18 protein-coding genes, 1 tRNA gene and 2 pseudogenes are annotated in these 26,950 nt (G+C 49.3%); 10 read left to right on the plus strand and 11 right to left on the minus strand.

All coding sequences use genetic code 11. The annotated features are described in order from the left end of the window. Window positions 1-41 precede the first annotated feature (41 nt). Together lpxH and ppiB are read right to left on the minus strand one after the other, a co-directional pair. Window positions 42-764, minus strand: coding sequence for a UDP-2,3-diacylglucosamine diphosphatase (gene lpxH, locus EAE_RS13340; protein WP_015704629.1), 723 nt, complete (start codon window positions 762-764; stop codon window positions 42-44). Window positions 765-767: 3 nt separating this feature from the next. Then, complete coding sequence (gene ppiB / locus EAE_RS13345) at window positions 768-1,262, minus strand: peptidylprolyl isomerase B (protein WP_015367878.1); 495 nt, start codon at window positions 1,260-1,262, stop codon at window positions 768-770. Between the two features lie 173 nt (window positions 1,263-1,435). Here ppiB and cysS point away from each other — a divergent pair, with 173 nt between their 5' ends. Further along, a complete protein-coding gene (cysS, locus tag EAE_RS13350) occupies window positions 1,436-2,821 on the plus strand; it encodes a cysteine--tRNA ligase (protein WP_015704630.1) in 1,386 nt (461 codons plus the stop codon). 37 nt (window positions 2,822-2,858) lie between these two features. On the opposite strand, the gene ybcJ is transcribed toward cysS, so the two are convergent. Together ybcJ and folD are read right to left on the minus strand one after the other, a co-directional pair. Then, window positions 2,859-3,074 (minus strand): ribosome-associated protein YbcJ, encoded by a 216-nt coding sequence (gene ybcJ / locus EAE_RS13355; RefSeq protein WP_015704631.1) that lies wholly within the window; start codon window positions 3,072-3,074, stop codon window positions 2,859-2,861. 1 nt (window position 3,075) lies between these two features. Beyond that, window positions 3,076-3,942: a bifunctional methylenetetrahydrofolate dehydrogenase/methenyltetrahydrofolate cyclohydrolase FolD gene (folD, locus tag EAE_RS13360; RefSeq protein ID WP_015367875.1), complete on the minus strand. Its 867-nt coding sequence runs from the start codon at window positions 3,940-3,942 to the stop codon at window positions 3,076-3,078. Between the two features lie 319 nt (window positions 3,943-4,261). Between folD and EAE_RS13365 the strand changes: the two genes are divergently transcribed. Next, window positions 4,262-4,338 (plus strand) — tRNA-Arg (locus tag EAE_RS13365). A gap of 7 nt (window positions 4,339-4,345) precedes the next feature. Here the strand turns inward: EAE_RS13365 and EAE_RS25560 are convergent. Next, a pseudogene (locus EAE_RS25560) lies at window positions 4,346-4,813 on the minus strand (tyrosine-type recombinase/integrase); the annotation flags it as partial. A gap of 1,823 nt (window positions 4,814-6,636) precedes the next feature. After that, window positions 6,637-7,605 (minus strand): acyltransferase family protein, encoded by a 969-nt coding sequence (locus tag EAE_RS25565; RefSeq protein WP_071609867.1) that lies wholly within the window; start codon window positions 7,603-7,605, stop codon window positions 6,637-6,639. 670 nt (window positions 7,606-8,275) lie between these two features. On the opposite strand from EAE_RS25565, the gene kdgT reads away from it, so the two are divergent. The 4 genes and pseudogenes from kdgT (at window position 8,276) to EAE_RS13395 (ending at window position 12,540) form a co-directional block, all read left to right on the plus strand. After that, window positions 8,276-9,274 (plus strand): 2-keto-3-deoxygluconate transporter, encoded by a 999-nt coding sequence (kdgT, locus tag EAE_RS13380; protein ID WP_015704632.1) that lies wholly within the window; start codon window positions 8,276-8,278, stop codon window positions 9,272-9,274. A gap of 58 nt (window positions 9,275-9,332) precedes the next feature. Further along, window positions 9,333-10,169: a 5-dehydro-4-deoxy-D-glucuronate isomerase gene (gene kduI / locus EAE_RS13385; protein ID WP_015367870.1), complete on the plus strand. Its 837-nt coding sequence runs from the start codon at window positions 9,333-9,335 to the stop codon at window positions 10,167-10,169. A gap of 254 nt (window positions 10,170-10,423) precedes the next feature. Continuing rightward, window positions 10,424-11,730 (plus strand): annotated as a pseudogene (gene tcuC, locus EAE_RS13390) (tricarballylate/proton symporter TcuC). A gap of 9 nt (window positions 11,731-11,739) precedes the next feature. Then, entirely contained in the window at window positions 11,740-12,540 is an 801-nt protein-coding gene (locus EAE_RS13395) for a substrate-binding domain-containing protein (RefSeq protein WP_015704635.1), read from the plus strand. Here EAE_RS13395 and EAE_RS13400 read toward each other — a convergent pair whose 3' ends face one another. Both EAE_RS13400 and EAE_RS13405 read right to left on the minus strand, forming a co-directional pair. Next, window positions 12,541-13,440: a LysR family transcriptional regulator gene (locus EAE_RS13400; protein ID WP_015704636.1), complete on the minus strand. Its 900-nt coding sequence runs from the start codon at window positions 13,438-13,440 to the stop codon at window positions 12,541-12,543. A gap of 118 nt (window positions 13,441-13,558) precedes the next feature. Beyond that, a complete protein-coding gene (locus EAE_RS13405) occupies window positions 13,559-14,425 on the minus strand; it encodes a GNAT family N-acetyltransferase (RefSeq protein ID WP_015704637.1) in 867 nt (288 codons plus the stop codon). A 625-nt stretch (window positions 14,426-15,050) separates the two neighbouring features. On the opposite strand from EAE_RS13405, the gene EAE_RS13410 reads away from it, so the two are divergent. Beyond that, a complete protein-coding gene (locus tag EAE_RS13410) occupies window positions 15,051-15,887 on the plus strand; it encodes an alpha/beta fold hydrolase (RefSeq protein ID WP_015704638.1) in 837 nt (278 codons plus the stop codon). A gap of 466 nt (window positions 15,888-16,353) precedes the next feature. Here EAE_RS13410 and EAE_RS13415 read toward each other — a convergent pair whose 3' ends face one another. From EAE_RS13415 to EAE_RS13425, 3 genes are all read right to left on the minus strand, one after another. Then, window positions 16,354-17,235 (minus strand): LysR family transcriptional regulator, encoded by an 882-nt coding sequence (locus EAE_RS13415; protein WP_071609868.1) that lies wholly within the window; start codon window positions 17,233-17,235, stop codon window positions 16,354-16,356. A gap of 135 nt (window positions 17,236-17,370) precedes the next feature. Continuing rightward, window positions 17,371-17,601, minus strand: coding sequence for an ANR family transcriptional regulator (locus EAE_RS25570; RefSeq protein WP_020079428.1), 231 nt, complete (start codon window positions 17,599-17,601; stop codon window positions 17,371-17,373). Between the two features lie 38 nt (window positions 17,602-17,639). Next, complete coding sequence (locus tag EAE_RS13425; RefSeq protein ID WP_015704641.1) at window positions 17,640-18,548, minus strand: LysR family transcriptional regulator; 909 nt, start codon at window positions 18,546-18,548, stop codon at window positions 17,640-17,642. Window positions 18,549-18,987: 439 nt separating this feature from the next. On the opposite strand from EAE_RS13425, the gene EAE_RS13430 reads away from it, so the two are divergent. The 3 genes from EAE_RS13430 to EAE_RS13440 all read left to right on the plus strand — a co-directional run bounded on the left by EAE_RS13430 (window position 18,988) and on the right by EAE_RS13440 (window position 26,887). Continuing rightward, on the plus strand, window positions 18,988-25,749 hold the full coding sequence (locus tag EAE_RS13430) for an autotransporter outer membrane beta-barrel domain-containing protein (protein ID WP_015704642.1): 6,762 nt from the start codon (window positions 18,988-18,990) through the stop codon (window positions 25,747-25,749). Window positions 25,750-25,786: 37 nt separating this feature from the next. After that, entirely contained in the window at window positions 25,787-26,362 is a 576-nt protein-coding gene (locus tag EAE_RS13435) for an OmpH/Skp family outer membrane protein (protein ID WP_223848488.1), read from the plus strand. Between the two features lie 81 nt (window positions 26,363-26,443). Further along, complete coding sequence (locus tag EAE_RS13440) at window positions 26,444-26,887, plus strand: helix-turn-helix domain-containing protein (protein ID WP_015704644.1); 444 nt, start codon at window positions 26,444-26,446, stop codon at window positions 26,885-26,887. Window positions 26,888-26,950: the final 63 nt, after the last annotated feature.

Here is a 26,950-nt window from a genome sequence, read left to right on the forward strand (position 1 = left end):
ACGGTTGCGTCGGCGGAAATACAGGGAAATCGTTGGCGAAATTAAAACGGGAAATAGATGAGTTCGACGCCGTCGGCGCTGACTTTCACCATTGACCCTTCGCTGTGCCACGCGCCGAGGACCACGCGCCACGCGGGCTGACCGTTGGCCAGCAGTTCATGGACGGCCGGGCGATGGGTATGGCCGTGAATCAGCCACTGCACCTGATGCCGCTCCATCGCGTCAACGACCGCCTGCGGATTCACATCCATAATTTCCATCGATTTGCTGCTGTTGGCGGCTTTGCTATCGGCGCGCATTTTGGCGGCGATGCGGCGGCGGATAAACAGCGGCAGGGCGAGAAACAGACGTTGGATCCACGGGGTATGGACTTTAGCGCGAAACACCAGGTAACCGGGGTCGTCGGTACATAAAGTGTCGCCATGCATAATCAACACTTCACGGCCATAGAGATCCAGCCGCTCTTCTTCAGCGAGCAGGATCATGCCGCTCTGGCGGGCGAAGCGCTGACCGACGAGAAAATCGCGGTTGCCGTGGATGAAGTAGCAGGGAACGCCGGCGTCAACGACGGCTTTGATGGCCGAAGCGATTTGCTGATGCAGCGGGTTCGGATCGTCATCGCCGATCCACGCCTCGAACAGATCGCCAAGGATATACAGGGCGTCAGCCTGACGGGCTTCCCCCTGTAAAAAACGCAGAAAACCGGCGGTGATCGCCGGTTCTTCTGTTTGCAGATGCAGGTCTGCAATAAAAAGTGTCGCCACGAATTATTCGCTGACGGTGACGCTTTTGATGACAACGTCTTCTTTCGGCACATCCTGGTGCATGCCGCTGCGGCCGGTGGCAACCGCTTTGATTTTGTCGACCACGTCCATACCTTCAACCACTTCGGCAAAGACGCAGTAGCCCCAACCCTGCAGGCTTTCGCCAGAGAAGTTCAGGAAGTCGTTGTCGACCACGTTGATGAAGAACTGCGCGGTGGCGGAGTGCGGGGCCTGAGTACGGGCCATCGCCAGGGTACCACGGGTATTTTTCAGACCGTTGTTAGCTTCGTTCTGAATCGGAGATTTGGTCGCTTTCTGATTCATGCCCGGCTCAAAGCCGCCGCCCTGAATCATGAAGCCGTTGATAACACGGTGGAAAATGGTGTTGTCGTAGAAACCTTCGCGGCAGTAGTCCAGGAAGTTTTTAACTGTTTCCGGCGCTTTGTCGTCAAACGTTTTGATTACGATATCGCCATGATTGGTGTGGAAAGTAACCATTTTTGCATCCTGTTCCGATGATTGTAGTGCTGAACCCAAGGTTGGGTATGACATAGGTGGCTGTTATAGCATAACCGCGGGGGTCGATGCACCTTGCAATGTGTGCTGCTTCCGGTTTGAATTAGGGTTAGAATAAGCGACTTATATCCACACACGTCTACACGGAATCTTCGATGTTAAAAATTTTTAATACACTGACGCGCCAAAAAGAAGAATTTAAACCTATTCATGCCGGGGAAGTTGGCATGTACGTGTGTGGAATTACCGTTTACGATCTCTGTCATATCGGCCATGGCCGCACCTTCGTCTCCTTCGACGTTGTCGCTCGCTATCTGCGCTTCCTTGGTTACAAGCTGAAGTACGTGCGCAACATTACCGATATCGACGATAAAATCATTAAGCGCGCTAATGAAAATGGCGAAAGCTTTGTCGCGCTGGTCGATCGCATGATCGCCGAAATGCATACAGATTTTGACGCTCTGAACATTCTGCGCCCGGACAACGAGCCGCGCGCCACCCACCATATCGCTGAAATTATCGAAATCACCGAGCAGCTGATCGCCCGCGGTCACGCTTATGTGGCGGATAACGGCGACGTGATGTTCGACGTGCCGACCGACCCTAACTACGGTCTGCTATCGCGCCAGGATCTCGACCAGCTGCAGGCGGGCGCTCGTGTCGACGTGGTTGACGTCAAGCGTAACCCAATGGACTTCGTCCTGTGGAAGATGTCAAAAGAGGGCGAGCCGAGCTGGCCGTCACCGTGGGGTGAAGGGCGTCCAGGCTGGCACATTGAATGCTCGGCGATGAACTGCAAACAGCTGGGTAATCACTTTGATATTCACGGCGGCGGTTCGGATCTGATGTTCCCGCATCACGAAAACGAAATCGCGCAATCGACCTGCGCCCACGACGGCGAATACGTCAACTACTGGATGCACTCCGGAATGGTGATGGTCGATCGCGAGAAAATGTCGAAATCGCTGGGTAACTTCTTTACCGTCCGCGACGTGCTGAAGTACTACGATGCCGAAACCATCCGCTACTTCCTGATGTCCGGCCACTATCGCAGCCAGCTGAACTACAGCGAAGAGAACCTCAAGCAGGCGCGTTCGGCGCTGGAGCGTCTGTACACCGCGCTGCGCGGGACCGACAAATCCGCGCAGCCTGCCGGCGGCGAAGCCTTCGAAGCGCGCTTTATTGAAGCGATGGATGACGACTTCAATACCCCGGAAGCCTACTCGGTGCTGTTCGATATGGCGCGTGAAGTGAACCGCCTGAAAACGGAAGACGCGGCGGCCGCGAACGCGCTGGCGGCCCATATGCGTAAGCTCTCTTCGGTGCTGGGGCTGCTTGAGCAGGAGCCGGACGCTTTCCTGCAGAGCGGCGCGCAGGCCGATGATGGCGAAGTGGCGGAAATCGAAAGGCTTATTCAACAGCGTCTGGATGCGCGTAAAGCGAAAGACTGGGCGGCGGCGGATGCGGCGCGCGATCGTCTTAACGAGATGGGTATTGTGTTAGAAGACGGCCCGCAGGGTACCACCTGGCGCCGTAAGTAAACCATAAAAAAACGCCCGGTTAGCCGGGCGTTTTTGTTCATGCGATCACAGTAATGCTTTGACCGTCAAAGGTCACCGTTTGCCCGGCGACGATTTTACAGCGTTTGCGGGTTTCCACCGCGCCGTCGACTTTCACCAGCCCTTCGGCGATGAAGATTTTGGCCTGCGCGCCGCTCTCGCTCCAGCCTTCCAGCTTCAGCAGGTCACATAGTTCAACATGCGGGTGTTTGTTGCCCAGAGAAAAATTCGCCATCTTAGGCCTCCTGAATGTCGTGATACTCTTCGCACGCCTGCAGCGTATTCTGAATTAGCGTGGCTACGGTCATTGGGCCGACGCCGCCTGGGACTGGCGTAATGTAGGACGCGCGTTCCGCCGCGTCTTCAAACACCACGTCGCCAACCACTTTGCCGCTTTCCAGACGGTTAATGCCGACGTCCACCACGATGGCGCCTTCTTTAATCCACTCGCCCGGGATAAAGCCCGGTTTACCGACTGCGACAATCAGCAGATCGGCATTTTCAACGTGGTGGCGCAGGTTTTTGGTGAAACGGTGGGTGACGGTGGTGGTACAGCCCGCCAGCAGCAGCTCCATGCTCATCGGACGACCGACGATGTTAGAAGCGCCAATCACCACCGCGTTGAGGCCATAGGTATCGATATTGTAGCGCTCAAGCAGGGTAACGATACCGCGCGGCGTACATGGACGCAGACGCGGCGCGCGTTGACACAGACGACCAACGTTATACGGATGGAAGCCGTCGACGTCTTTGTCCGGCGCAATGCGCTCGAGGACTTTAACGTTGTCGATACCGGCAGGCAGCGGCAGCTGTACCAGGATGCCGTCGATAGTATTATCGGCATTCAGCGTGTCGATAAGTTCCAGCAGCTCGGCTTCGCTGGTGGTTTCCGGGAGATCGTAAGAGCGGGAGACGAAACCCACCTCTTCACATGCCTTGCGTTTGCTGCCGACATAAATCTGCGACGCAGGGTTGCTGCCGACCAGCACAACGGCGAGCCCGGGGGCGCGTTTTCCGGCCGCTACGCGCGCCTTCACTTTTTCCGCGACCTCAGAGCGCACCTGCTGCGCAATCGTTTTACCGTCAATAATTTTTGCTGCCATCAGAGAGAGGATTCCATCTGTCACTTTACGAAAGGGGGATGTGGATATTTTGTCAGAAGCCAGCCTCGCTGTCAGTTATCGTTTGCGTTTTTATCGGTTTTCCGCCGCGAGAAGGGCGAAACAGGCTATTTATCTGCGCCGTGGCGGCGTAGAGGGCCAGTCGCGAACGGAAAGGGCGAACAATCCTTAACCAGACATCGCGTTAATAATCGACAAGCTCGCTATGCTGCTGTCTTTTCCGGGCAAAATGCATTGACTCACCGGAGGTTGACCGTATAATTTCACGCGATTGCACCTCCCGAAGCTCCTGCTTCTCAGTGCGCCCTTAGCTCAGCTGGATAGAGCAACGGCCTTCTAAGCCGTAGGTCACAGGTTCGAATCCTGTAGGGCGTGCCATTTAAAATCAACCACTTATCAATTCCCTCCCAATCGCTGATTTTTCTTTGTGGGTCATATTTGGGACAGCTTCCTCAAAAATCGAGTCAATTTGCCGTGCTGGTTCCGCTGAATGGTAAGGCGTCGGTGCGCATATCGGCGGACCATTTCGATACTTTCCCATCCACCCATTACCTGAAGCATAGAAAGCGGAACGCCAGACTGAATTAACCAGATCACCTACGTCTGCCTCAGGGCACGAAAGCAAAAGACTTCAATACTGGCTCGTTTACATGCTGAGTACCATGTCGGGTTGTCATCACATCGCATTTTCTTACTGCAGGAGTTAATGAGCTATCTGATTGTGCAGAGCCTTACATACAGTAGCATTAACTGCTACGCCTAAGCGCCATTTGATTTGTTGTCTTCAGGGGGAGATGACCCACGTAATACGACGCTATATGCCGATTTGCTGCCATTCAACTTTGATGATGTTCCGCCCAACCGGTTACCAACATAAACTTAAAATCTGTGCGTTATATGCACGGGCGTTGTGTTTTTCGTATATTTGGTTTTCGGCCGTTAATTATTTATAGGCTGCTGAACTAATGAATTGCCCATAGCGCTCACACCATATTAGTACAGGGGGATATTCATTAATGTTAATTCAGTTGGTATAGCCTTCTTAAAGTTGCCGAAGTTTTTAAGGTCGCCAATATATAATGACTCATTTTTTATTTTTAAAAATGATGCTTGGTTGTTGGCCTGTTTTTTGTTAGATAAAATTTATAATCAGGGCCCGGAGTAACAGTACCTTCAAAGGCAATCTCATTGTTACTGATATATAATTTTCCATCAGCCCAGTAAACAGCGTTACTACCTTTCTTATTTTTATCAAATGTACCAGAGTAACGTGGCAAGTTTTAACCATCTGAACATGTTTTTCTGTAGCTATTGTGTCATTTAATTGCTTTAGTATATATTCATTTCTACTTTAACAGATGTGACTAATCTGTTTTTCATGTGCTCCATCAGAATCATAGTTTATAGTTGCTGAAAAATAACCAAAATAAGCGACATAAGAACGAGCAAGAGCGAAATTTTGTTCATGCTTTATTCCTCATAATGTTTGCTCAGTGCTGAGGTAGTGATTTCTAGTTAGTACTTTTGACAGGGAATGAGTCCTTTTTAACCAAGTCGACGACATACATAATGGAGTAATGATTTTATTCGTTTATAGCCCAGTGAGTTTTACCATGTCCGGACTGATAAATTTCACCCTCCTTCATTTTATATCCGACCTTATAGTCTGTTTCATAAATAGTTAGCTCTCCATATTTCATCATGACGGTTTCGGGCCTGTCATTATGTGAATGGAGAGGGATAATTGTAGCAGGTGTAATAGCAATTGAACGGGCTCGGAAACGCCAAGCCTAGGCTCTGATAGTTTCGTTATCCAGAGGCAATTCGGATTCGGTATAAACCTTTACACTGCCTTTCTGCTTTGGAGGCGCTTTATTCATGGTCGGCCGCTCTCATCCGCTGGGCATCCTCCATTGGATGCATAAGCACTCTGAAAACCCAGAGTTGTCAGGGCAATGAAAAACAGTGGTTTTGTTGCTTTCTGTATTATATAAACTCCTTGTTGAATGGACAGGGAAGCTAACTGTATCTACAACACGTTTAATGACGGTAATGATCTCAGTTGTAATTTGGCTAAAACTAATCGGCAGTAAGATGAGGTATGATGAAAGTACCAATTAACAAATAAAAATAATATTATTACCATCATCTGATTTTAGTCTGCGAAGTTCATTAATTACATTTTATATATAAAACTCAAAGGGTACGAATATGCCTTTAATATTATAGGTGTCAGCGACATCAGGGAGTCTAAGAGTAAAAGAAACATTGTTCGTATAATTATCATATTTTGATACCCTTTCAAAAATCATCATCTTAAATGGATATTTGCATATCCACCCCCCCATTATTTATCCAGTTTCGTCATTTTAAGTAAAATTAAATATATTTAAAAATAAATCTTATTGGGCGTGATGAGTATCAAAATGTGTTGTTTTTTTACGGAGTTGAAGTTAGGTATCATCAGCGAGCAAGAGAAAGACAGGCTGAAAGAATGAATCGTTAACTTAAAGTTGTCCTGTAGGTGGATACATCTTTTTCCCCGAGAGTCATACGTATGATAGGTTAGAGTAATAAATAGCGATGGTAGGATGGTGAATTACCTCGCCTTCCCACCATTAAATTATTAATATCTGATGTATTGAAAGGGTAAATTAATCGCGCATGGTCCTAAGGTTAACTTCCAATATAGGCATTGGATTTCTTTATCATAACTTCTGCGACTTTATTTGTTACGTATGATAAAAAAATCAAAATGCTAAATGAAATGGTTACATGAGATATTAACCCATCAGTTTTAATTAGTTTTGTTAGTTGCGTGTTTATAAAGCTGAATTGTAGTATGTAAAATTCATAACTGATTAGACTAAAAAAACACATTGCTTTTAAAATAAATGACGGTGTAAATTTACATATTCTGCGAAAGAACGAGAGCATTACAAGTGGGTATACAGGTGTAAGCAAAGGAATAATCCATGTAATATTTTTTACAATGGATATATAACTTGCGATTGTTATCATTAGTAGTAATGTTACTGTAATTGGTAAACTAATTTGTGTTGCTGAGTCAATTCTGTTCTTCACTGATAAATAAACTCCAAAAGAGAACCCTGTAATAACAGACCATGGTGATGAATCATTCTTTAAATACACTTTCATTAAAAAGCAAAATATAAAGATAATCACCAGGTGTAATAATCCGTTTCTATGATGAAATAGCTTTATTTGTATCGGGAGTGTTAAATACATTATCACTATTGTAGTTACAAACCATAAACCGTACCCTATGCCAGCATTATTGGGGACGGAAAATAAATCAAAGAAAAGGCTTAATCCGAGAGCATGAAATAAAACATGTACAGGGTCATACCCCCAAGGCGAGTTTACTCTGCTAAATGTAAATGTGATCACAAGGCATAACAACATTGGCAGATATATTCTCAATATTCTTTTGGTCATCATTGTATTAGTAATGATGTGGTTTTTAGGCGTAACCAGTATGGCACTAATAAAAGCTAACAACGACATCGACGCCGTGGGTGAATATGAAAGTATTATGTTGGTGGGTACGGTACCTGGAATTTGATAGGCTAATATGTGGCCTAAATAAGCTATCAATATTGCAAATGCTCTAGCTACATCCATATAAATTATTCTTTCTTTCACTAATTCATACCTTAATGTTTCAATTCAATACTATTGTTGGTTCCCATGATAAGGCACAACTTCGCCATCTGCCACCAATAATTCAATATGTTCGTCGATAGTCTTATGCATGCTGTGAAGCGCGCCCTAAAACTTTCTGTTATGTGAGCGAAGAGGCCATCTGGGACATATGGCTACATCTTCAAATTTTTACAACATACAGATTGCAGTATCAGTAAATCATCCAGCAAGTAGGGATGGACCTTCGCCTACAGACTAAACTTTATTGTTTTTATTTAGAGTATTATAACGTTATTTTTCACTAATATTTTAAATGTGAACATTTTATTTACATTTTTCTAAAAAACATCAAAATTTTCGCTCTTTCTTACGCCCTCCTTCAAGAGCCATTCTATGTAATCAAAACCGATCCTTTGATTTCTTTTTGATATGTGATGAAGGTAACTAAAACACCGTTTTGTTTTCATTGAATCATCATTTCACATGATCAATGATAACGGCATGGTATCAGTGTGGTGCGCACAACCCTGAGACTCCTGACTTTTCTCATCTGTTCGTAATCCAATGAACAGTAAGAATTTTTTCAAACAATATTGAAAGAATAAGTCACATCCTTGCCGTTCAGGTGGGGTGGAGATGAGGATAAAAAATGAAGATCAAAGCAACCATTGAACGTATCCCTGGCGGCATGATGCTGGTTCCATTGCTGCTTGGCGCGGTGCTTAATACCCTGGCGCCGGATACCGGTAATTACTTTGGTTCATTCACCAAAGGCATGATTGGCGGCACGGTACCGATCCTGGCGGTGTGGTTTTTCTGTATCGGCGCATCGATCGATTTGCGCGCCACCGGTACCGTATTACGTAAATCCGGCACGTTAGTGATCACCAAAATTGCCGTCGCCTGGATCGTCGCTTTTATTGCCGCGATGGTCATTCCGGAAAACGGCGTCCAGACCGGTTTCTTTGCCGGACTGTCGGTGTTGGCAATTGTCTCGGCAATGGATATGACCAACGGTGGCCTGTACGCCAGCCTGATGAATCAGTACGGCAGTAAAGAAGAGTCCGGCGCGTTTGTATTGATGTCGCTGGAGTCCGGGCCGCTGATGACGATGGTTATCCTTGGCTCCGCCGGTCTGGCTTCCTTCGAGCCTCACCATTTTATCGGCGCGGTGCTGCCATTCCTGGTGGGCTTTGCCTTAGGTAACCTCGACCACGACTTCCGCGCCTTCTTTAGCAAAGCCACCCCGGTGCTGATTCCGTTCTTTGGCTTTGCGCTAGGCAACACCATCAACCTGAGCGTGATTCTGGATACCGGACTGCTGGGGATTGTGCTTGGCGTGGCGGTCATCATCATTACCGGCATTCCGTTGATTATTGCTGACAGGGTTATCGGCGGCGGTAACGGGACAGCTGGCGTCGCGGCCTCTTCCGCAGCGGGCGCGGCGGTCGCGAACCCGGTGATCATCGCGCAGATTAATCCGGCCTTTGAACCGGTGGCCGCTTCGGCGACGGCACTGGTCGCGGCAAGCGTCATCGTCACCGCGATTTTAGTGCCGATTATTACCGCCCTGTACGCCAAACGTTTTGGCAATGCGCAGGTGGTGAAAGCGCCTGGCGCCAGCGTGGCACCATCGGCGAATCACTAATCTATTCTCGCCCTCCGCAGGAGGGCTTTGTCATTCAAGAATCTGCCTGGAGGCTAACGTGGACGTAAGACAAAGTATCCACAGCGCGCATGCGAAAACTCTGGATACCCAGGGGCTGCGTAATGAGTTTTTAGTTGAACGAGTGTTTGTGGCTGATGAATACACCATGGTGTACAGCCATATTGACCGCATTATTGTTGGCGGCGTTATGCCGGTGCAGCGCGGGGTGTCGGTGGGTGGCGAAGTCGGTAAACAGCTTGGGGTAAGCTATTTCCTCGAACGCCGTGAGTTAGGGGTGATTAATATCGGCGGCCCGGGTTGTATTACCGTTGATGGCCAATGCTATGAAATCGGCCACCGTGAGGCGCTGTACGTCGGTAAGGGGGCGAAAGAGGTGGTGTTTACCAGCGTCGACCATGCAAAACCGGCGAAGTTTTACTACAACTGCGCCCCGGCGCATACCACTTATCCAACGAAGAAAGTCACCCCTGCCGATGTAGCGCCGGTGACGCTGGGTGACAACCTGACCAGCAACCGCCGCACCATCAATAAATATTTCGTGCCGGATGTACTGGAAACCTGTCAGCTCAGCATGGGCCTGACCGAACTGGCGCCGGGTAACCTGTGGAACACCATGCCTTGCCATACCCATGAGCGGCGGATGGAGGTCTATTTCTATTTCAACATGGATGAGGACGCCTGCGTGTTCCACATGATGGGGCAGCCGCAGGAGACCCGTCATATTGTGATGCATAACGAGCAGGCGGTGATTTCGCCAAGCTGGTCGATTCACTCAGGGGTGGGTACCCGCGCTTATACCTTCATCTGGGGGATGGTTGGCGAGAACCAGGTCTTTGACGACATGGATCACGTTGCCGTGCGCGATATACGTTAAACGCCCGCTCAAGCCCGGATTGCCGGGGATGGAAATGCAGCGGAGTTCACACTATCAGTGTTTAGAGGCGGGGCGGAAGGGGGAACCCATCGCCCCGTCATTGTTGACGTCGCTTCACTTGCAGGCTTTATTAATGTGTCAGACGCATCAATAGATGCGCAAAATGCGCTTATTCCTGGCTACAACTTACCGCACTCTTACGGTTACCTAAATGTTAATGAGAGTTAACCATTCAGTTAATCAGGGAGAGTGTGATGTCCGCAACTGCCGCTACTTCAGTGTTTCGCGCCAGGGCCAAAGTGATCCTGCAGGTGACCTCAGGGAATTTTCTTGAGCAGTTTGACTTCTTTTTATTTGGTTTTTACGCCACCTATATCGCCCATACTTTTTTCCTTCCGAAAATGAATTCGCCTCATTAATGATGACCTTCGCCGTTTTCGGCGCCGGGTTCTTGATGCGGCCCGTTGGCGCGGTGGTGTTAGGCGCCTGGATTGACAAGGTTGGCAGACGTAAAGGTTTAATCGGCACGCTGTCGATTATGGCGATGGGGACCATCCTGATCGTGCTGGTGCCAGGTTATCAGACTATCGGTTTGTGGGCGCCGGCGCTGGTGCTGTGCGGCCGACTGTTGCAGGGCTTTTCTGCCGGTGCGGAACTGGGCGGCGTCTCGGTTTACCTCGCTGAAATGGCGACGCCGGGGCGTAAAGGGTTTTATACCAGCTGGCAATCCGCCAGTCAGCAGGTGTCCATTATGGTGGCCGCTTCACTGGGCTATCTGCTCAATATGCTGCTCAGTGAGTCGAGTCTTCATCAGTGGGGATGGCGTATTCCGTTCGCGATTGGCTGCCTGATCGTGCCTTTTATCTTCTTTTTACGCCGCAACCTGAATGAAACCGCGGAGTATACGGAGCGTAAGGAACATCCGACCCTGGGACAATCGCTGACTATTCTGCTGGCAAACTGGCGGGTGGTGATTGCGGGGATGTTAATGGTGGCGATGACCACTACCGCGTTCTATTTGATCACGGTCTACGCGCCAACCTTTGGCAAAAACGTGCTGTTATTAAGCGCCTCGGATAGCCTGCTGGTCACGCTGTTGGTGGCGATCTCTAATTTCATCTGGCTGCCTATCGGCGGTATGCTTTCCGATAGGTTTGGTCGTAAACCGGTATTGGTCAGCATGACGCTGCTGGCCATTTTCACCAGTTGGCCTGCGTTATCGCTGCTGGCCCGCATGCCGGACTTCGCCATGATGTTGTCCGTGCTGCTGTGGCTCTCCTTCATTTACGGCATCTATAACGGCGCGATGATCCCGGCGCTGACGGAAATTATGCCTAAGTCGGTCAGGGTTGCTGGTTTTTCTCTGGCTTACAGCCTGGCTACCGCGCTGTTTGGCGGTTTCACGCCGGCGATGTCCACCGCGTTAATTAAAGTTACCGGGGATAAGGCGGCGCCCGGCTACTGGATGAGTTTTGCGGCAATCTGCGCGCTATTAGCGACGCTGTATCTCTATCAACGCGTTTCCCGGCAGGCATTGAAAACGCAAAATTCTTTGGGTTAAGAGGTGAATATGCAACGTAAATCATGGGTTTTCTCGTTAGTGGTATTCACCTGCGGCTATGCGCATGTTGCCGTCGCGCAGGAGATCACGGTGATGATTTCCGGCGGCTTCTCCGCGGCGTTGGATAAACTGGCGCCCGACTATCAGCAAAAAAGCGGCAATACCTTACATATCATTCATGGTCCCTCGATGGGGAAATCCACGGAGGCGATACCGAACCGCCTGGCGGCAGGGCAAAAGGCGGATGTGGTGATTATGGTGGGATACGCCCTGGATGATTTGCAGAAGCAGGGCAAAGTGATGCCGGGGTCGCGTATTGAACTGGCGGACTCACGTATTGGCGCCGTCGTGCCAAAGGGGGCCCCGGTACCGGATATCAGCAGCGTCGCCGCGTTGAAACAAACATTGCTGCAGGCGAAATCCATCGCCTATTCGGATAGCGCCAGTGGGCGCTATGTTGAAAAGGAGCTGTTCAGCAAACTGGATATTGCCGCGCAGGCGAGCCCCAAAGCAAAAATGATCGAAAAAATCCCCGTTGCTTCGCTGGTGGCAAAAGGGGACTACGCGATAGGGTTTCAGCAGGTTAGCGAACTGTTGCCGGTCAGCGGCGTGACGTTCGTTGGCCGTCTGCCGGATGAAGTGCAATACGTTACCCGCTTCGCGGGCGCCATAGTTGCCGATTCATCCGCGCAGTCGCAGGCGAAGCAGTTGCTGTGCTATCTGGCTTCAGTCCCGGCGCAGGCGGAAATCCGTCGCACAGGCATGGATCCTTTACCCTCCAACGCCTGTGAATTACCTGAAGAGGGCTAATTATGCGGTGGGATGGTAAAAATCAGTAATGGCTTTTTCGAGTTCGGCGGCCAGAGGAGGTAATGCTCTGCCCGCTTTTTTTATCAGCCCCACCTGCCTTTTCACCTCTGGTTCCACTAGCGGAATACTGGCTAACGCGTGGTGTGCATAAGCCGGCAGCGCCATCGCCGGGATGGCCGCAATACCGAGGCCGGCATCAACCATACCCAGCATGGTCGTCACGTGGCGGGTTTCACAAACTGCAGTGCGTCGTGGCCCTACGTCGCTCAGGGCGCCGTCCAGTAGGTGGCGATTGCCGGAGATCTTATCAAGCCAGATGTAATCGTGGTTAAAAAATTCTTGCCAGCTGAGGCTGTTACGCTGCGCCAGCGGATCGTCTCGTCGGCAGACCGCCAGGTAGCGTTCATGGACCAGCGGCGTAAATACCACCTCGGACGCGATTTCGGAGAGAAAACTCAGGCCGAAATCCGCCTGGTGATTCTGCACGGCGCTATAAACATTTCCGGCGCTGGTATCAATGACCTTGATCCGCGCTTTGGGAAAACGCAGACGGAATTGGCTGATAACCTGCGGCATAAAATAGTTGGCGGCTGAGGGGACACAGGCAACCGTCACCAGCCCGTTGCCGAAGGCGGCGCGGTCGCTAATACCGTCCAGGGCATCTTCGAATTCGGAAAGCAGATGCTGCGCCTTTGGGGCGAAAGCTCTGCCGGTTTGCGTGAGGGTCACCCGGCGAGTGGTTCTTTCAAACAATCTCACCCCTAAAGCGGTTTCCAGCTTTTCAATTCGCCTGCTTAACGCCGATTGCGAAATGCAAATCGCCTCGGCGGCATAGCGAAAGCTGCCGTGCTCGCTGAGGGCTAAAAAGGCGTAGAGATCCTGCAGGTCAAAAAGGGGCAAGTGGCGCTTCTCCTGGATTTAACAAAAAAACAACAATCAATTGTACTGTTTATTTGGTTTTCCAGGAAGAAACAACGCCGACCAGCCGCAGGCTAAAGAGATAGCCTGCGGCCTGGCATCAGGCGTGCGCCAGCAGCGGGAACATCAATTTGTTGTCGTGGAAAATGTTCTCTTTGTTGGAATAGATAAACAACATATCGTCGCCGTCTATTTTTTCGTACTCGCCAAGGCGCGCTTCCTTCGGCGTGAAACCAAGCACCGCCTGCTGCGATTGCGGCTGGGCGAGTTCATTGATAATGGTCGCCATGGATTGTCCGGCATCGCAAAAAATATCAAAGCAGATCAGCTCATGGGCGCTTTGCATCGCAATGGCGACGACCTGGTTTTTCTCCGAGTAGTACACGAAATGCTTCATAAACGCCGAACAGTAAAACATCAGCAGACCGAAGTTATTCTCCACTCGTAGCTGTGAAAAGGGGTTGGATTTCTGGTAGTAGTGCTTAAGCAGGGCAATATCCTGCGCACTATCCATATCCAGTTTACGGAAGTCGCCGGGAGTCGGCGAAACGGGCGCAACATATTGATATTCGTCGGTCCGCGTAAAGCCAAATTTGGGGTAGAAGTCGACGGTGGTGGAGTTGGCAAACAGGAAAAAAGCATCCGCTTTGTCACGCCAGTCATCAAGAATATGTTGTATCAACTGTCCGGCAAGCCCTTTATTACGGTAATCAATGTTGGTCATTACCGTACCTATTTGAATATAGCGTCGGGGTTGGCCTTGCCAGACCAGATCAATAATATTCGCGGAGGCGTTGGCGATAACTTTATTCTTATCAACGAAAGCGTAAGGGATATAGGATTCGCTCCAGTACCCTTGCTGATACCAGGCGTCAAAGGATAGATCGAACGTTTTGATGGCTAAATCAATAAAGCTTTTTCTTAATGTATTATCATCTTTGAGTTGCTTAACCAATTTGTAGTGCATCGCAGTCATTCCTTTCTTATTCGTTTTGCTATCCGGGATTGCTATAGGCAAATTTTACCCCTTGAAAATCACAGGTTTTGTGCCTGAGTATGGCGGTTTTCTGCGGTTTGTACAGCATTGGAGGAAGGGCATCGCTCAGGACGTTGCCTGGCTCACAATTAACAGCAAACATTCTACGTGGATAAGGTAAGTAAGGCGTAAACGCAGTGGTTTAAAAATGAGCGCGCGGGGCATTTGGTTTATTCTTTTTTCTCAGGGAATAATCTGAAGAAATGTATTTGAGAGGAATTTATAGTAAAGCCTGAGTATAAGGAATAAATATTTTAATTATTCCTTCTGGTCATAACTGTTTGATATTTATCTATAAAATAAAAGGTATCGAAAAGTTGTATTTTATCAATAGGTAATATGCACTAACGCTAAACGGTACAAAGCGTATTTTAGTTTCTGCGATGATATTAAATTGCTGAGGGATGAGCTAAATGAGCCATCATCTTCTACACTTTGTGGCGCCGTTGCCATTGAGGTTTTTCGCAAGTAAGGGAAAAACATCATATCAGCGCTGAATGTAACCAATTGAATGTTAATGAGAAGTTGTCATATTTTCAATAGAGGAGTTCGTGATATGGCATTCGTAACAACTAAAGATAGCGTTAATATTTATTTTAAAGACTGGGGGCCGAAAGAAGCTCAGCCAATCGTGTTCCACCATGGCTGGCCGTTAAGCGCTGATGACTGGGATAACCAGATGCTGTTTTTCCTCGCACAGGGTTTTCGCGTCATCGCCATCGATCGCCGCGGGCATGGGCGCTCCGATCAGGTAAGTGAAGGTCACGATATGGACCACTATGCGGCCGATGCTTCCGCGGTAGTGGAAAGTCTGGATTTACATAACGCTGTTCATGTTGGTCATTCAACCGGCGGCGGCCAGGTCGCGCGCTATGTGGCTAAATATGGTCAACCGCAGGGTCGTGTAGCCAAAGCAGTATTAATCAGTTCCGTACCGCCGTTAATGGTGAAAACCGACAATAACCCCGGCGGTACGCCCATCGAAGTATTTGACGGTTTCCGCAAGGCGCTTGCTGCTAATCGCTCACAGTTCTATCTCGATGTTGCCAGTGGCCCGTTCTATGGTTTTAACCGAGATGGCGCAGAGGTTTCGCAAGGTACCATTCAAAACTGGTGGCGTCAGGGGATGACCGGTAGCGCGAAAGCCCATTATGAAGGGATTAAGGCCTTCTCTGAAACCGATCAGACCGACGATCTGAAAGCGATTACGGTGCCGGTGCTGGTGATGCAGGGCGACGACGACCAGGTTGTTCCTTATAAGAATGCCGCCATTTTGCAGGATAAACTCTTAGCGAATAGCGAGCTGAAAATTTATCCGGGCTTACCGCATGGTATGCACACGTCACATGCGGATGTGATTAACGCCGATCTGCTGGCTTTCATTCGTTCATAACTTCATTGCCCCCTGAGAACATTCACAGGGGGCGATTGCTTTTCTAAAGCGTGTTTTCAATAACATTTTTTGGCGACGATAAAGTATGAAGAAAATGTGTTTTTAATTTAAAAGTACTCTTTAAAAAAACAATGTTGAATCATTCTTAAAATATAATAGAATTATAAAAGATAAGCGTTGTTGCTTATCTTTTAGTTGCTTAAAAGAAAAGTAGTTAAAAGCACGGCCAGGACGGTAGTGCTTTTTTTACGTTGATGGTGTTGCAATAGCATTTGTTTTTTTGAAAACCTGATTTTGTATTTTTTATTGCAGTCTTAACGGTTTTAAGTACAATTAACTTTGTAGGCCAATATATGTTTTTCAGCAAACTGATTGGCATTCTTCCCTTGTTTCGATATGTCTTATGATATCATGGTGCCATATCTTTTTTCCTTTTTAACCACCAGGTTACTGGTGGTTTTTTCTTTTAAAAAATAGCGCAAAGTGATTGCAACATATCTGAAATGATTTTTTCTTCCGCATATGATTTGTGATAATGGATGAAACACTCATAAATCATTTGTAACTCCGGCGGTGGGGTGAAAAGTTTAATTGGAATTTTGCCAAGCAGTTGGTTAGCGATCACTTCAGGCATTAGTACAACATGTTGGCTATATGCTGCCATCAGTATCATATTGATCGAGTTACTGGCTTTGCAGACAATGTTTCTTAAATTCATGTGTTTATGGAACAGATTCACGTGTTCAAAATCATCATGAAAAAGATGCATGCCTCGACCCCATATGATATGGGTTGCTTTTTCCCAATCGCTAAGACTAAATTGGTCATTTGACAGAGGATATTGCTTGTTTGCAACTATTTTAACCCCGCAAGAAAATAGTCTTGATTGAATGATATTATTATCAGGCGTAAGTCGGGTGCCAATATCAATGTCGACCTCTTTATTTCTCAGCCTTTGCAGGCGCTCGGAGTCATCGGTAGGCAAAGGGGTAAAATTAATTTTTCTGGATTCAGAGCGATGATTAAAGGAGATACCTATTAACAATTCAAGGATTGCGTAAGAGCTGAGTGTGATGTCTCTACTGGAGAGATTAATCGCTTTACTGCTAAAAGAGCTATTATTAACGATACTTAAATATCGTTTTGAAAGTTCCCTGGCTATATTATCTGGCATCATCCCATTCTTTGTTTTAAAGAACAGTGCAGTGTTGGTCGATTTTCTGGCTTTGTTTATGTAATAGCTAATTGCACCGGGGGTGACATTAAGTAACTCTGCAGAACGCGTGACGCTACCGCAATTAACCAGTGTATGTATCACTCTCAATGATTTAATATCTAAATTATGCATGGAGATTATCGATTTAAAATAATCTCGCATTTTATCAAAAATAGTATAATAGTGTGGTTTAACTACACTAAAAATAAATTTTCTATTGTAATTTTATGTTTTATATAGATTTAGTTGCGTTCATGGATTTGGCTGCTAAGGGATATTGTTTATCATAGTTGATACTGAACGGTGTACTTTGGCGGGGTCAAGACCGGATGAATGTTTGGTACGTTTAATATGTGCCAGGCAGTAGTTTCTCCGTCTTCTTACCCAATCCTGTTCTTCTGCGGTGTGACAATGGTCCATAATCGATAGCCAGCAAGTAGCGGCTCTACGCCATAACCCTTTTTTCTCAAGGTTTTCAGCTGTACGATTTTTTACCATAATGATATCCCTTCTATATAATAAGTTTGATAAGAATGTTATGGAGTGACGTTTTCCACCGTTGTAATTTGATGCAGTTTATCCAAAATCATCTGAAGTGCATTATCACCTGATAACGAGCGATGATAATGAAGAAAACACTCAAAATTCATTTGCAACTCTGGAGGTGGGATAATGGACTTCAGCGGTAGATAATTCTCCAGGTTTCTCGACAGCACTTCAGGCATTAACATAATGTGATCTGTAAAGGCACACAGCATTACCATATTTAATGAGTCGCTTGAAATCATGGAGATATTCCGCTCCTCCATCAACTCATGGAACCTGTTAGCATGTTTATAGTCATTGCAGGTAAAATTCATTCTCCTTGACCATCTTACGTGATGGCTTTCCTGCCAGTCTTTTAGGGTGAAGTTGCTATTGGCTTTTTTATTATCCCTCCTCATAAGAATGTTCAACTTACATTTAAATAATGAAACTTGCACTATGCTTCGGTCTTGCTGTAAGCCAGTGCCGATATCAATATCTACCTCTTTACTTCTTAAGCGGCGAAGGCGTGTTTCGCAATCCATTTCTGGGGGAGAGAAATGAAACATCCCCGGGAAGTTTTGCTTATCGGAGATTCTCATGGAAATCATAAATTCGAATAACGAATAGGTACTAATGGTGACCATTCGGTTTTCAAGCTTTTTCGTACCAGAGATCTCGGAGAGTTCTCGTTTGATGTTTTGATAGCGAAGGCTAAGTTCCCTGGCAACATTGTCAGGCACCATCCCATTGCCCGATCTGGAAAACAGTGCTGAACCGGTAAAATGTCGCGCTTTATTGAGCATATAGCTCACGGCTCCAGGGGAGACATTTAACAACTCAGCTGTTCTGGTCACACTCCCGTTAGTCACCAGAAAATGAATAACTCGCAATACTTTCAAATCCAGTGATTCGTTCACGATATTTTCCTTTTAGTCTAATTATTTAATAAACATATCGTTTTTTTATTTCCCACTGATGGATGGAGAAATAGTAATCAACATCAACGACAAAGCAATTAAAAGTGCTTTTTAAGAACATTAAAAACCATGTGTGTTTTGTGGTCTGAAGGCAATAGGAATGATGCCAAATGGTCATGTATCCCATTGTTTTTGTATGGTTACTGATTTTTTGGAAATCTATTTCTTTTCAGCCTAATTGAAAGTTATTCAGCTTTTTTAAAAGGTGTTTTTAGTGGATGTGGGGTGGATTGAACAATAAAGTTTCACCACTAAAGTAATGGTAACAGATCCTTATGACGCTAAGGCATTGAAGGTTAGTTTATTTTTAACTGTTTATTAGAAGAGGGCTACAACTCTTTATTTCATAAATACCGCGTGAAAACAGGATAAATAACAGATGAATAAATCGTATAAAATTATTTGGAACGAATCATTGCAGGACTGGGTCGTTGCAGGAGAATTTGCCGCTGGAAAGAAGAAAACCAAAACGTCCCGCCTGATTCGCGCCTGGGCGGCAGGCCTGCTTGGTAGTGCTTCGCTGATATCTTCCTCAGCCTTTGCTGCAGATAGGGAGGTTACGCCTTTTACCCCCACCTCTGACACCATTGTTATTTCCGGCAACGATAATCTGATCCAGGGAAGCGGAAAAGGGTTTGCTGAGCTGCTGGGGAATGATATCGGATTTCGAAATATCTCCGTTAAAGACGCCTTTGAACAAGGAATTTTGACCAAAGGTACTGAATTTGTGAATGCGTTTAATGTCCAGCAGGGTGGGCTAAGCGATACTACAACAGTTATCGACCCTGTTACGGGTAATAAACGAACGATTAACGTGTTCGATAATGATGACATGTTTACAACTTCTCTTGCCGATTTTACTTTTGCTAACCACTATGATGTTGGTCCAGAGGGTCAGTATGTCGATAAATTTATTTACGATATTTCCTCTGATTCGACGCTAAATGTCGATGTCGGAGACAAATCTTCAGAGTGGGTCAATAATCCGGCTAACTTTGTCAATATCATCATGAAGAGCAGCGGTACCGAGTCAAAATTTACCTCGGCGGTTTATAAAGTTGAAGATGGCGGGACGTTAAATTACAACGGGAAAACGATTGTCTCGCTGGGAAATATCGCCAGCATAGGTAGTACCACTCCACGTTCTGTGGCCGGTTTTCAGGTCCCTGTAGGGGGAACCATTGACTCTAAAATTGGCTCATTCACCATTAATAATCTGGATGACATTAAGGCCTATAACACTGCGCTGATTAAAGCGCTGCAGGAAAATCGTCTCTCACCAGCGGATTATGAATCCGAGTTTTACAAGGCGCTAACTCCAGGGTCTATTGAAGCGATTGACAGCGTGAGTGCAGGTGACCCGGTTGTTCAGACAATTAATAAAAATCGGGTTGCCTATATTTATGCCACTGGCCCGGGTGCTAAGGTCAATATCGCCGATGGCGCCAATATTCAGACGTTCCGCTCTGATGCTAGTTTGGTCCGGGTTGAGAATGGGGCACAGCTGACCAACTCTGGGGACATTGGGGCTTTCTACAGCAATATCACCAGCGGCGGGTATGTTATTTCGGCGGACAACAGTTCCGTCCATAACATGGCCACCGGCGTGATTGATGCGGGCACTAACCAGGAAGTGGGCGCCTTTAATTACAATGGCCAGAATATGGCTAATTTAGTACAAGTTGGCCGGATTACCGCCATTACAGCAAGGGATAGTGACATCATTAACGACGGGGTGATCAACGTCACCTCCCCACAGAGTTATGCTCAACAACTTGGCATTCAAGCTCTGGGCGATAGCAACGTTACTAACAATGGCGCAATCAACGTCGCATCGAACACGCAGACCTCCAGCGTGCTGGGAAATGGCGTTGCTAATATCGGGGTCAGTCTGGCTGGGCGGGGGTCTGATGACCGCAGCGTCTCGATGGTGAATAACGGCACCATTTCTATTGGTCGATCAGCGCAGCGCAACCTGACGGATGTCAGTGAAGATGTGGCGGTGGACTGGGTCGGGGTGACGGGCGTGGCGGTCACGAACGCTAACTTTACTAACAACGGCGATATTACCACCGGCGCGCTGACGCACGGCGTTACCGCCATCAAATCCGTAGGCGGCACCGTCAACCAGGCAGGGACGATCACTATTAACAGCGCTTATTCTCCTGAAGGCAAGGTGCCTGCGCAGTCCATTGCCATGGATGTCTGGGTATTCTCTCAGGCGGAAAACAGCGGGACCATTACGCTGAACGGCGTTAACGGCGTGGGGATGAACGTGCGTGAGAGGGCCGAAGCGACCAACTCCGGTACCATCGTGGTCGCTCAAGGGATCGACGGTCAGAGCAAGACGCCCAACTACGGTATTGTGTCACAAGGGAAGGGGGCGAAAGCCACGCTCACCGGGAACGTTGATCTGACCGGAGACGGCGCGATTGGCGTGTATGTGAAAGAGGGCGGTGTGGCTGCCGTTGATGGCGGTAACGTTAATTTCGTCAGCGGGGTTAACCAGACGGGTTATGTCATCCATGGCGCCGATTCGTCTATTACTAACAGCCACAGCGTGCAGAGCGTCAGCACGGATGGCTCCACGCTCTATCGCATTTCCGGCGGGGCCGCCTATGCCGCGGCTGGCGGCGATCTGACGGCGTCCGGCGCCGGCAGCACCATTCTGCTGGCGACCGGCAGCAATGACGAGAATACGGTGGCCAGCAACATCAATACGGCCGGTATGACGCTGCGTGTGAATGGCCAGGATGCGACGGCGCTACGCGTGGAAGGCGGCGCGGAAGCGACAATTGACGCCAGTACCAATATTAGCCTTGCGCAGAACGGCGCGACGGCAGGGATCGTCCGTGGCGGCTCGACGACGATCACCGGCGAAGAAGGCGCTACCGGCGCATCCGTTCTGAACAGCGCCGCGGTACTGAACGGGGATAACGTCGCCGTCGGGGCCCTGGGCTACAAGGTACTGACCGGCGGTACGCTGAACCACAGCGGGACTATCGATCTGGCGGCGGCGGACAGCACGGGTGTACTGATCAACGGCGGGACGCTGAATAATACCTCTTCTATTAGCGTGAATGGTACCGCCGTCGATATTCTCGGCGCGGATTCGACGGTCAACAACACCGGGGTGATTACCGCAACCGATGGTCGGGCCGCATTCAGGCTGTCTGATGGCGCGTCGCTCAATCTGACCGGTAGCGGCGTTACCCATGCTACCGGGTCGGCGCACGGTATCCTGCTGGATGACGGCGCTACGGGACTTACGGTCAAAGATGCCACCATCAACATGGATCCGATTAGTACCGGCAACGGCATTGAAAACAAGGCTGAAATTGCCGGTATCCATCTGGATAACACGACAATCAACGCCCATAACGGCGCGGGTGTCCGTACTTCGGCTTCGCTGGCGCAGAGCAACAGCGGCGTGATAAACGTCATCGGCAGCGGTACCGGTCTGTTGTTCCAGAATGCCGACGGCTCGATGACCGACAACGCCTACGATATGTCTCAGTCCCAGGCCCTGGTTGTGAACGTCAACAGCGCCGAAGGGCGCGGGATGACCACCAATACCTCCGGGGATATTAAAACCGGCGTCAGCGTCAATGTTAATGATGCCAGCGGCGGCTCTGCGCTGGTCATCGGCGGGCAAACGGCGCACGTTGAACAGTCGGGTCTGCTGGCATCGGCATCCGCCACGCAGGTGGTGGATATCAACAATGGCCACACCACGGACTTTATGAACAGCGGCACCATTGCCTCTATGGCCGCTGATGCGCTGGTGATGAATGTGGATAAGCAGGCGGTGCACTTTACCAACCAGGCTAACGGTAACCTGACCGGCGCCGTCAATCTGCTGAGCGGCAATAACACGGTAACCCTGGAGCACGGCAGCCAGGCTAAAACCGCGTTCACCACCGGCGCGGGCGATGACCTGTTCGAACTGACGAATATCACCGCAGAGGAAAACCCGGTGTTGTTCACCACCCTGGATGGCGGCGCGGGCCACAACACGCTGGCTCTCAACAATTCGGTTTATACCCTGAAGGATGCCGACAAAATCCAGCACATGTCCGATGTGGAGCTGAAGAATAACTCCACCTTCACGCTCGATCATACCCAGCTTGATTTAACGGCTGCGGATGCCCGCTGGAACATCGACAGCACCAGTACGCTGGCGATGCAGGACAGCACGGACCTCGATTTCGCCAGCCACCTGCAGGGCGATGGCCTGGTGACCGTCGATCTCGGGGGGCAGGACCATACCTTTGCCTTTACCGATAACAACAAGGCCGACGGCTTCGCCGGGACGGTGGAGCTGACCAACAGCCACTTCGTACTGGATGGCGCAACGACTGCCACTAACCAGGCACTGTCAGACGCCACCCTGAAGCTGGGAGAAGGCAGTATCACTGACGTAGCAAAAGGTACCCAACAGATTGGCGGCCTGGCGTTCAACGGCGGTACGGCGGTATTTGATACTGACACGGTCGGTAAGTCGGTATCGGATGCCTATATCACCACCACCGGCAACCTGGATATCAGCGGTACCGGCAACGTGCAGGTGAACACCGACAGCCCGGTATTTAACGGCCCGACGATGCCTGATAACGCGGTCAATTTGCTGGCGCAGGATGACGGCGATATCTCTCTGAAGCTGGCCGGCTCCACCGGCAGCGTATCGGCATACGGCGGCAACCTGACTCTGCTGGACCGCAACGGCAAGGCGGTCACGGATGCGGTGAGCAGCGCCGTGATGCAGAACGGGGAAACGGTGGCCAACGCCACCTACGATTACCGTCTGACCTCCGGCGACAACAGCGATGGTCTGTACATCAACTATGGTCTGACGAAAGTCGAGCTGCTGACCAGCGGTGATAATGCGCTGACGCTGAATGCGCAGGGCGCCACCGGCGCGGCGGCAGATCTCAGCGCCCAGGTCACCGGCGCGGGCGACCTGGCGATTGATGGCGGCGCGGGCAATACCGTCTCGCTGTCGAATCTGGCGAACGACTATACCGGGAAAACCGACGTTCGCAGCGGTACGCTGCTGGCGAACAACGATAACGTGCTGGGGCAGACATCGGAACTGCATCAGGCGGCGGATACCACCGTCGACCTGAATGGCCACAGCCAGAGCGTTGGCCTGCTGAATACCGATGCTGGGGCGACCACCGACTTTAATGGCGGCAGCCTGGCCACTGCCAATGGCGGTACCGTGAACGGCGGGCTGACCGGGAACGGAGCGCTGGCGGTTAACGGCGGTATCCTGACGGTCAATGGCGCGAATGTGCAGATGAACGCGGCAAACACCATCGCCAGCGGCGCCACGGTGGAACTGAACGACATTGCCGGTCTGGGCTCCGCGGCAATCGTGGATAACGGTCTGCTGGCGCTGAACGAAGGCGTACAGGGCCTGCTGAGCAATAGCCTTACCGGCAGCGGCGATGTGGACAAAAACGGTTCCGGTCTGGTCACGATGACCGCCGACGCCGCGCAGTACACCGGTACCACCAACCTGAATGCCGGCGGCCTGCAACTGGGCAGCGACGGTAATGACGTCATGCTGGCCTCCTCCACCGTGAATGTGGCGGAAGGTACGCAGTTTGGCGGCTTTGGCGGCACGGCCGGCGATGTGAACAACCGCGGTACGCTGACCATTGGCGCGCTTGATACCAGCGCGAGCGCAGGACATACCTTTACCATCGGTCAAAACCTGAGTAACAGCGGGGTGATCAACGTCAGCGCGCCGGGCGCAACGACGGCAGGTAACACGTTGCATGTTGCCGGGGATTATGCCGGTAACGGCGGTACGCTGAACCTCAACACCCAACTCGGCGGCGATAACTCGCTCACCGACAAACTGGTGGTGGACGGCAATACCAGCGGCACCACCCAGGTGGCGGTGACCAATGCCGGCGGCAGCGGTGCGAAAACCCTCAATGGGATTGAGGTGGTTTCCGTCGGTGGAAACTCTGCCGGTGAGTTCACCCAGAAAGGACGTATTGTTGCCGGCGCCTACGACTACACCCTGGCGCGTGGGCAGGGCGGTAATGCCGGTAACTGGTACCTGACCAACAACGGGGAAACGCCGGTAGATCCGGTCAATCCGGATAATGGCGGAGACACACCTGATAATGGCGGTGGCGATAAACCGCATACCCCGGATATTCGTCCGGAAGGTAAGGCGTACGCCAGCAACATGCAGGCGGCGAACACCCTGTTCAACATGACGCTGCACGATCGCCTCGGTGAGACCCACTATGTCGATGCCCTGGGCCAGGAGCAGACCACCAGCCTGTGGCTGCGCCAGGTCGGCGGCCACACTCGTTCTAATGATGGCAGCGGCCAGAACAAAACCCAGGCGAATCGCTATGTTGCGCAACTGGGCGGTGATATAGCCCAGTGGAGCAGCGACGGGGCCGATCGATTCCATCTTGGTATCATGGCGGGGTATGCGAATCAGCACAGCAACACGCGCAACCACCGTAATGGTTACTCTGCGGACGGCAGCGTCAACGGCTACAGCACCGGTCTTTACGGTACCTGGTTCCAGGATAACGAAGAGAAAACCGGCGCCTATGTCGATACCTGGATGCTGTACAACTGGTTTGATAACAGCGTGTCATCGAAAGGCGCTTCTTCAGAAAGCTATAAATCGAAAGGTCTGACTGCATCGGTGGAGACGGGTTATACCTGGAAAGTGGGCGAACGTAACGATCATGAAAGCTATTACGTACAGCCGCAGGCCCAGGTGACCTGGATGGGTGTCAAAGCAGACGATCATAAAGAGCAGAACGGTACGGTCGTGCAATTCGGTGGCGATGATAACGTTCAGACCCGTCTGGGCGCCCGGTTCTTTATCAAAGGACACAATGCCAAGCTGGATAATGGTAAGGACCGGACGTTTGAGCCGTTTATCGAAGCGAACTGGATCCACAATACCAAGGACTTCACCGCAGGCCTGGATGGCGTGCCGGTTAAAGTCGCGGGAACACGCAATATTGGTGAGCTGAAAACCGGTGTTGAAGCGAAGCTGAATAAAAACGTGAACCTGTGGGGCAATATCGCCCAGCAAATTGGGGACAAAGGTTACAGTGATACCCAGGCGATGGTCGGGTTTAAAGTTAATTTCTAAAATCACGCCCCCTTCGGGGGGCTGTCGAAGGTTTATTATGCGTTTAAAGTATTTTAATGTTGTACGCAATATATTTATTTCTGGCCTGATACTGTCAACATTATCAGGTTGTGACCAGGGAGATAAAATGCAGCTAAAAATTGCTTACCTTGAACCAGGGAAGGTATTAACACAGTCGGTTATTGGCAAGCAGGAGCAGGCCCGACAGCAAAAAGTGCATGATATTTTGTTGCAGGCCGGTAAGGATGCTGAAGCGCGTTATGCGGAGATGACACCGGAGCAGAAACAAAAAAGCGCGCTGGCAGATCAAACGATACTTAATAACCAGTGGCAGGCAGAACAGCGTCATGCCAGGGAAATCAGCATGAAGACGATCGCTGCCGCCGTTGAGGCGTACCGGGTCAATCATAAAATAGATGTGGTACTGAGCCAGAATCAAGTGATTGCAATAGATTCGAGAAGTAATATCACGAAAGATATTATTGATGAGCTTAAAAAAGTTCACGTTGATTATGGTTCTTTACCTGTGATAACAATAAAGCAAGAAGAGAGTAAAGATGCAGGGGCGAATAAGAAAGTAGAAAAGCCAACACCACAGGGAAGTGATAAATAGTTGCAAAGCCAGGCCCTGGTGGCCTGGCTTCTTATTATAAAAATAACAGTATGATTTTTAAACTACACAGGAGCTAATAAAATGGATGAGTCTCTCAGAGGATATTGGGATTATTGTGGGTTGAATTTACTTTTTGTGTCCAGATTACTGGAGGAGCGTCTTGAAAGTAGATTGGCCACTTATGGGGTTACCCTTCGCGAGCTTATGGTTTTACGACTTATTGCGGATGACGCTTTTATTAAGCAAAAGGAATTAGATTTATATGTTGGTCATTTTCATGAACCGATAAGAAAAACCCTGGATTCGCTTGAGAGCAAGTTGCTTATTAATAGGGAGCATAAACGACGCTGTGGCAAGAGGGTATCTCTGGCAGACGTTACTGAGAGCGGTATTGCACTGCTAAATAAGGCTGATACCATTTTACGAAGACAAGAAGAGATTTTTCTGGGGCATCTGCCGAGAGCAACAAGAGTTGGTGTAAATTCCACACTCGAAAATGTACTGAAAAAAACGCTCACACACTGAAAAATAGAAAAGGGGAATGGTTGATTAAAACCATTCCCCGAATGCTTTAAAAATCAAGAAAAT

Origin of the sequence: Klebsiella aerogenes KCTC 2190, assembly GCF_000215745.1 — a bacterium.
GTDB classification, from domain to species: Bacteria; Pseudomonadota; Gammaproteobacteria; order Enterobacterales; family Enterobacteriaceae; genus Klebsiella; species Klebsiella aerogenes.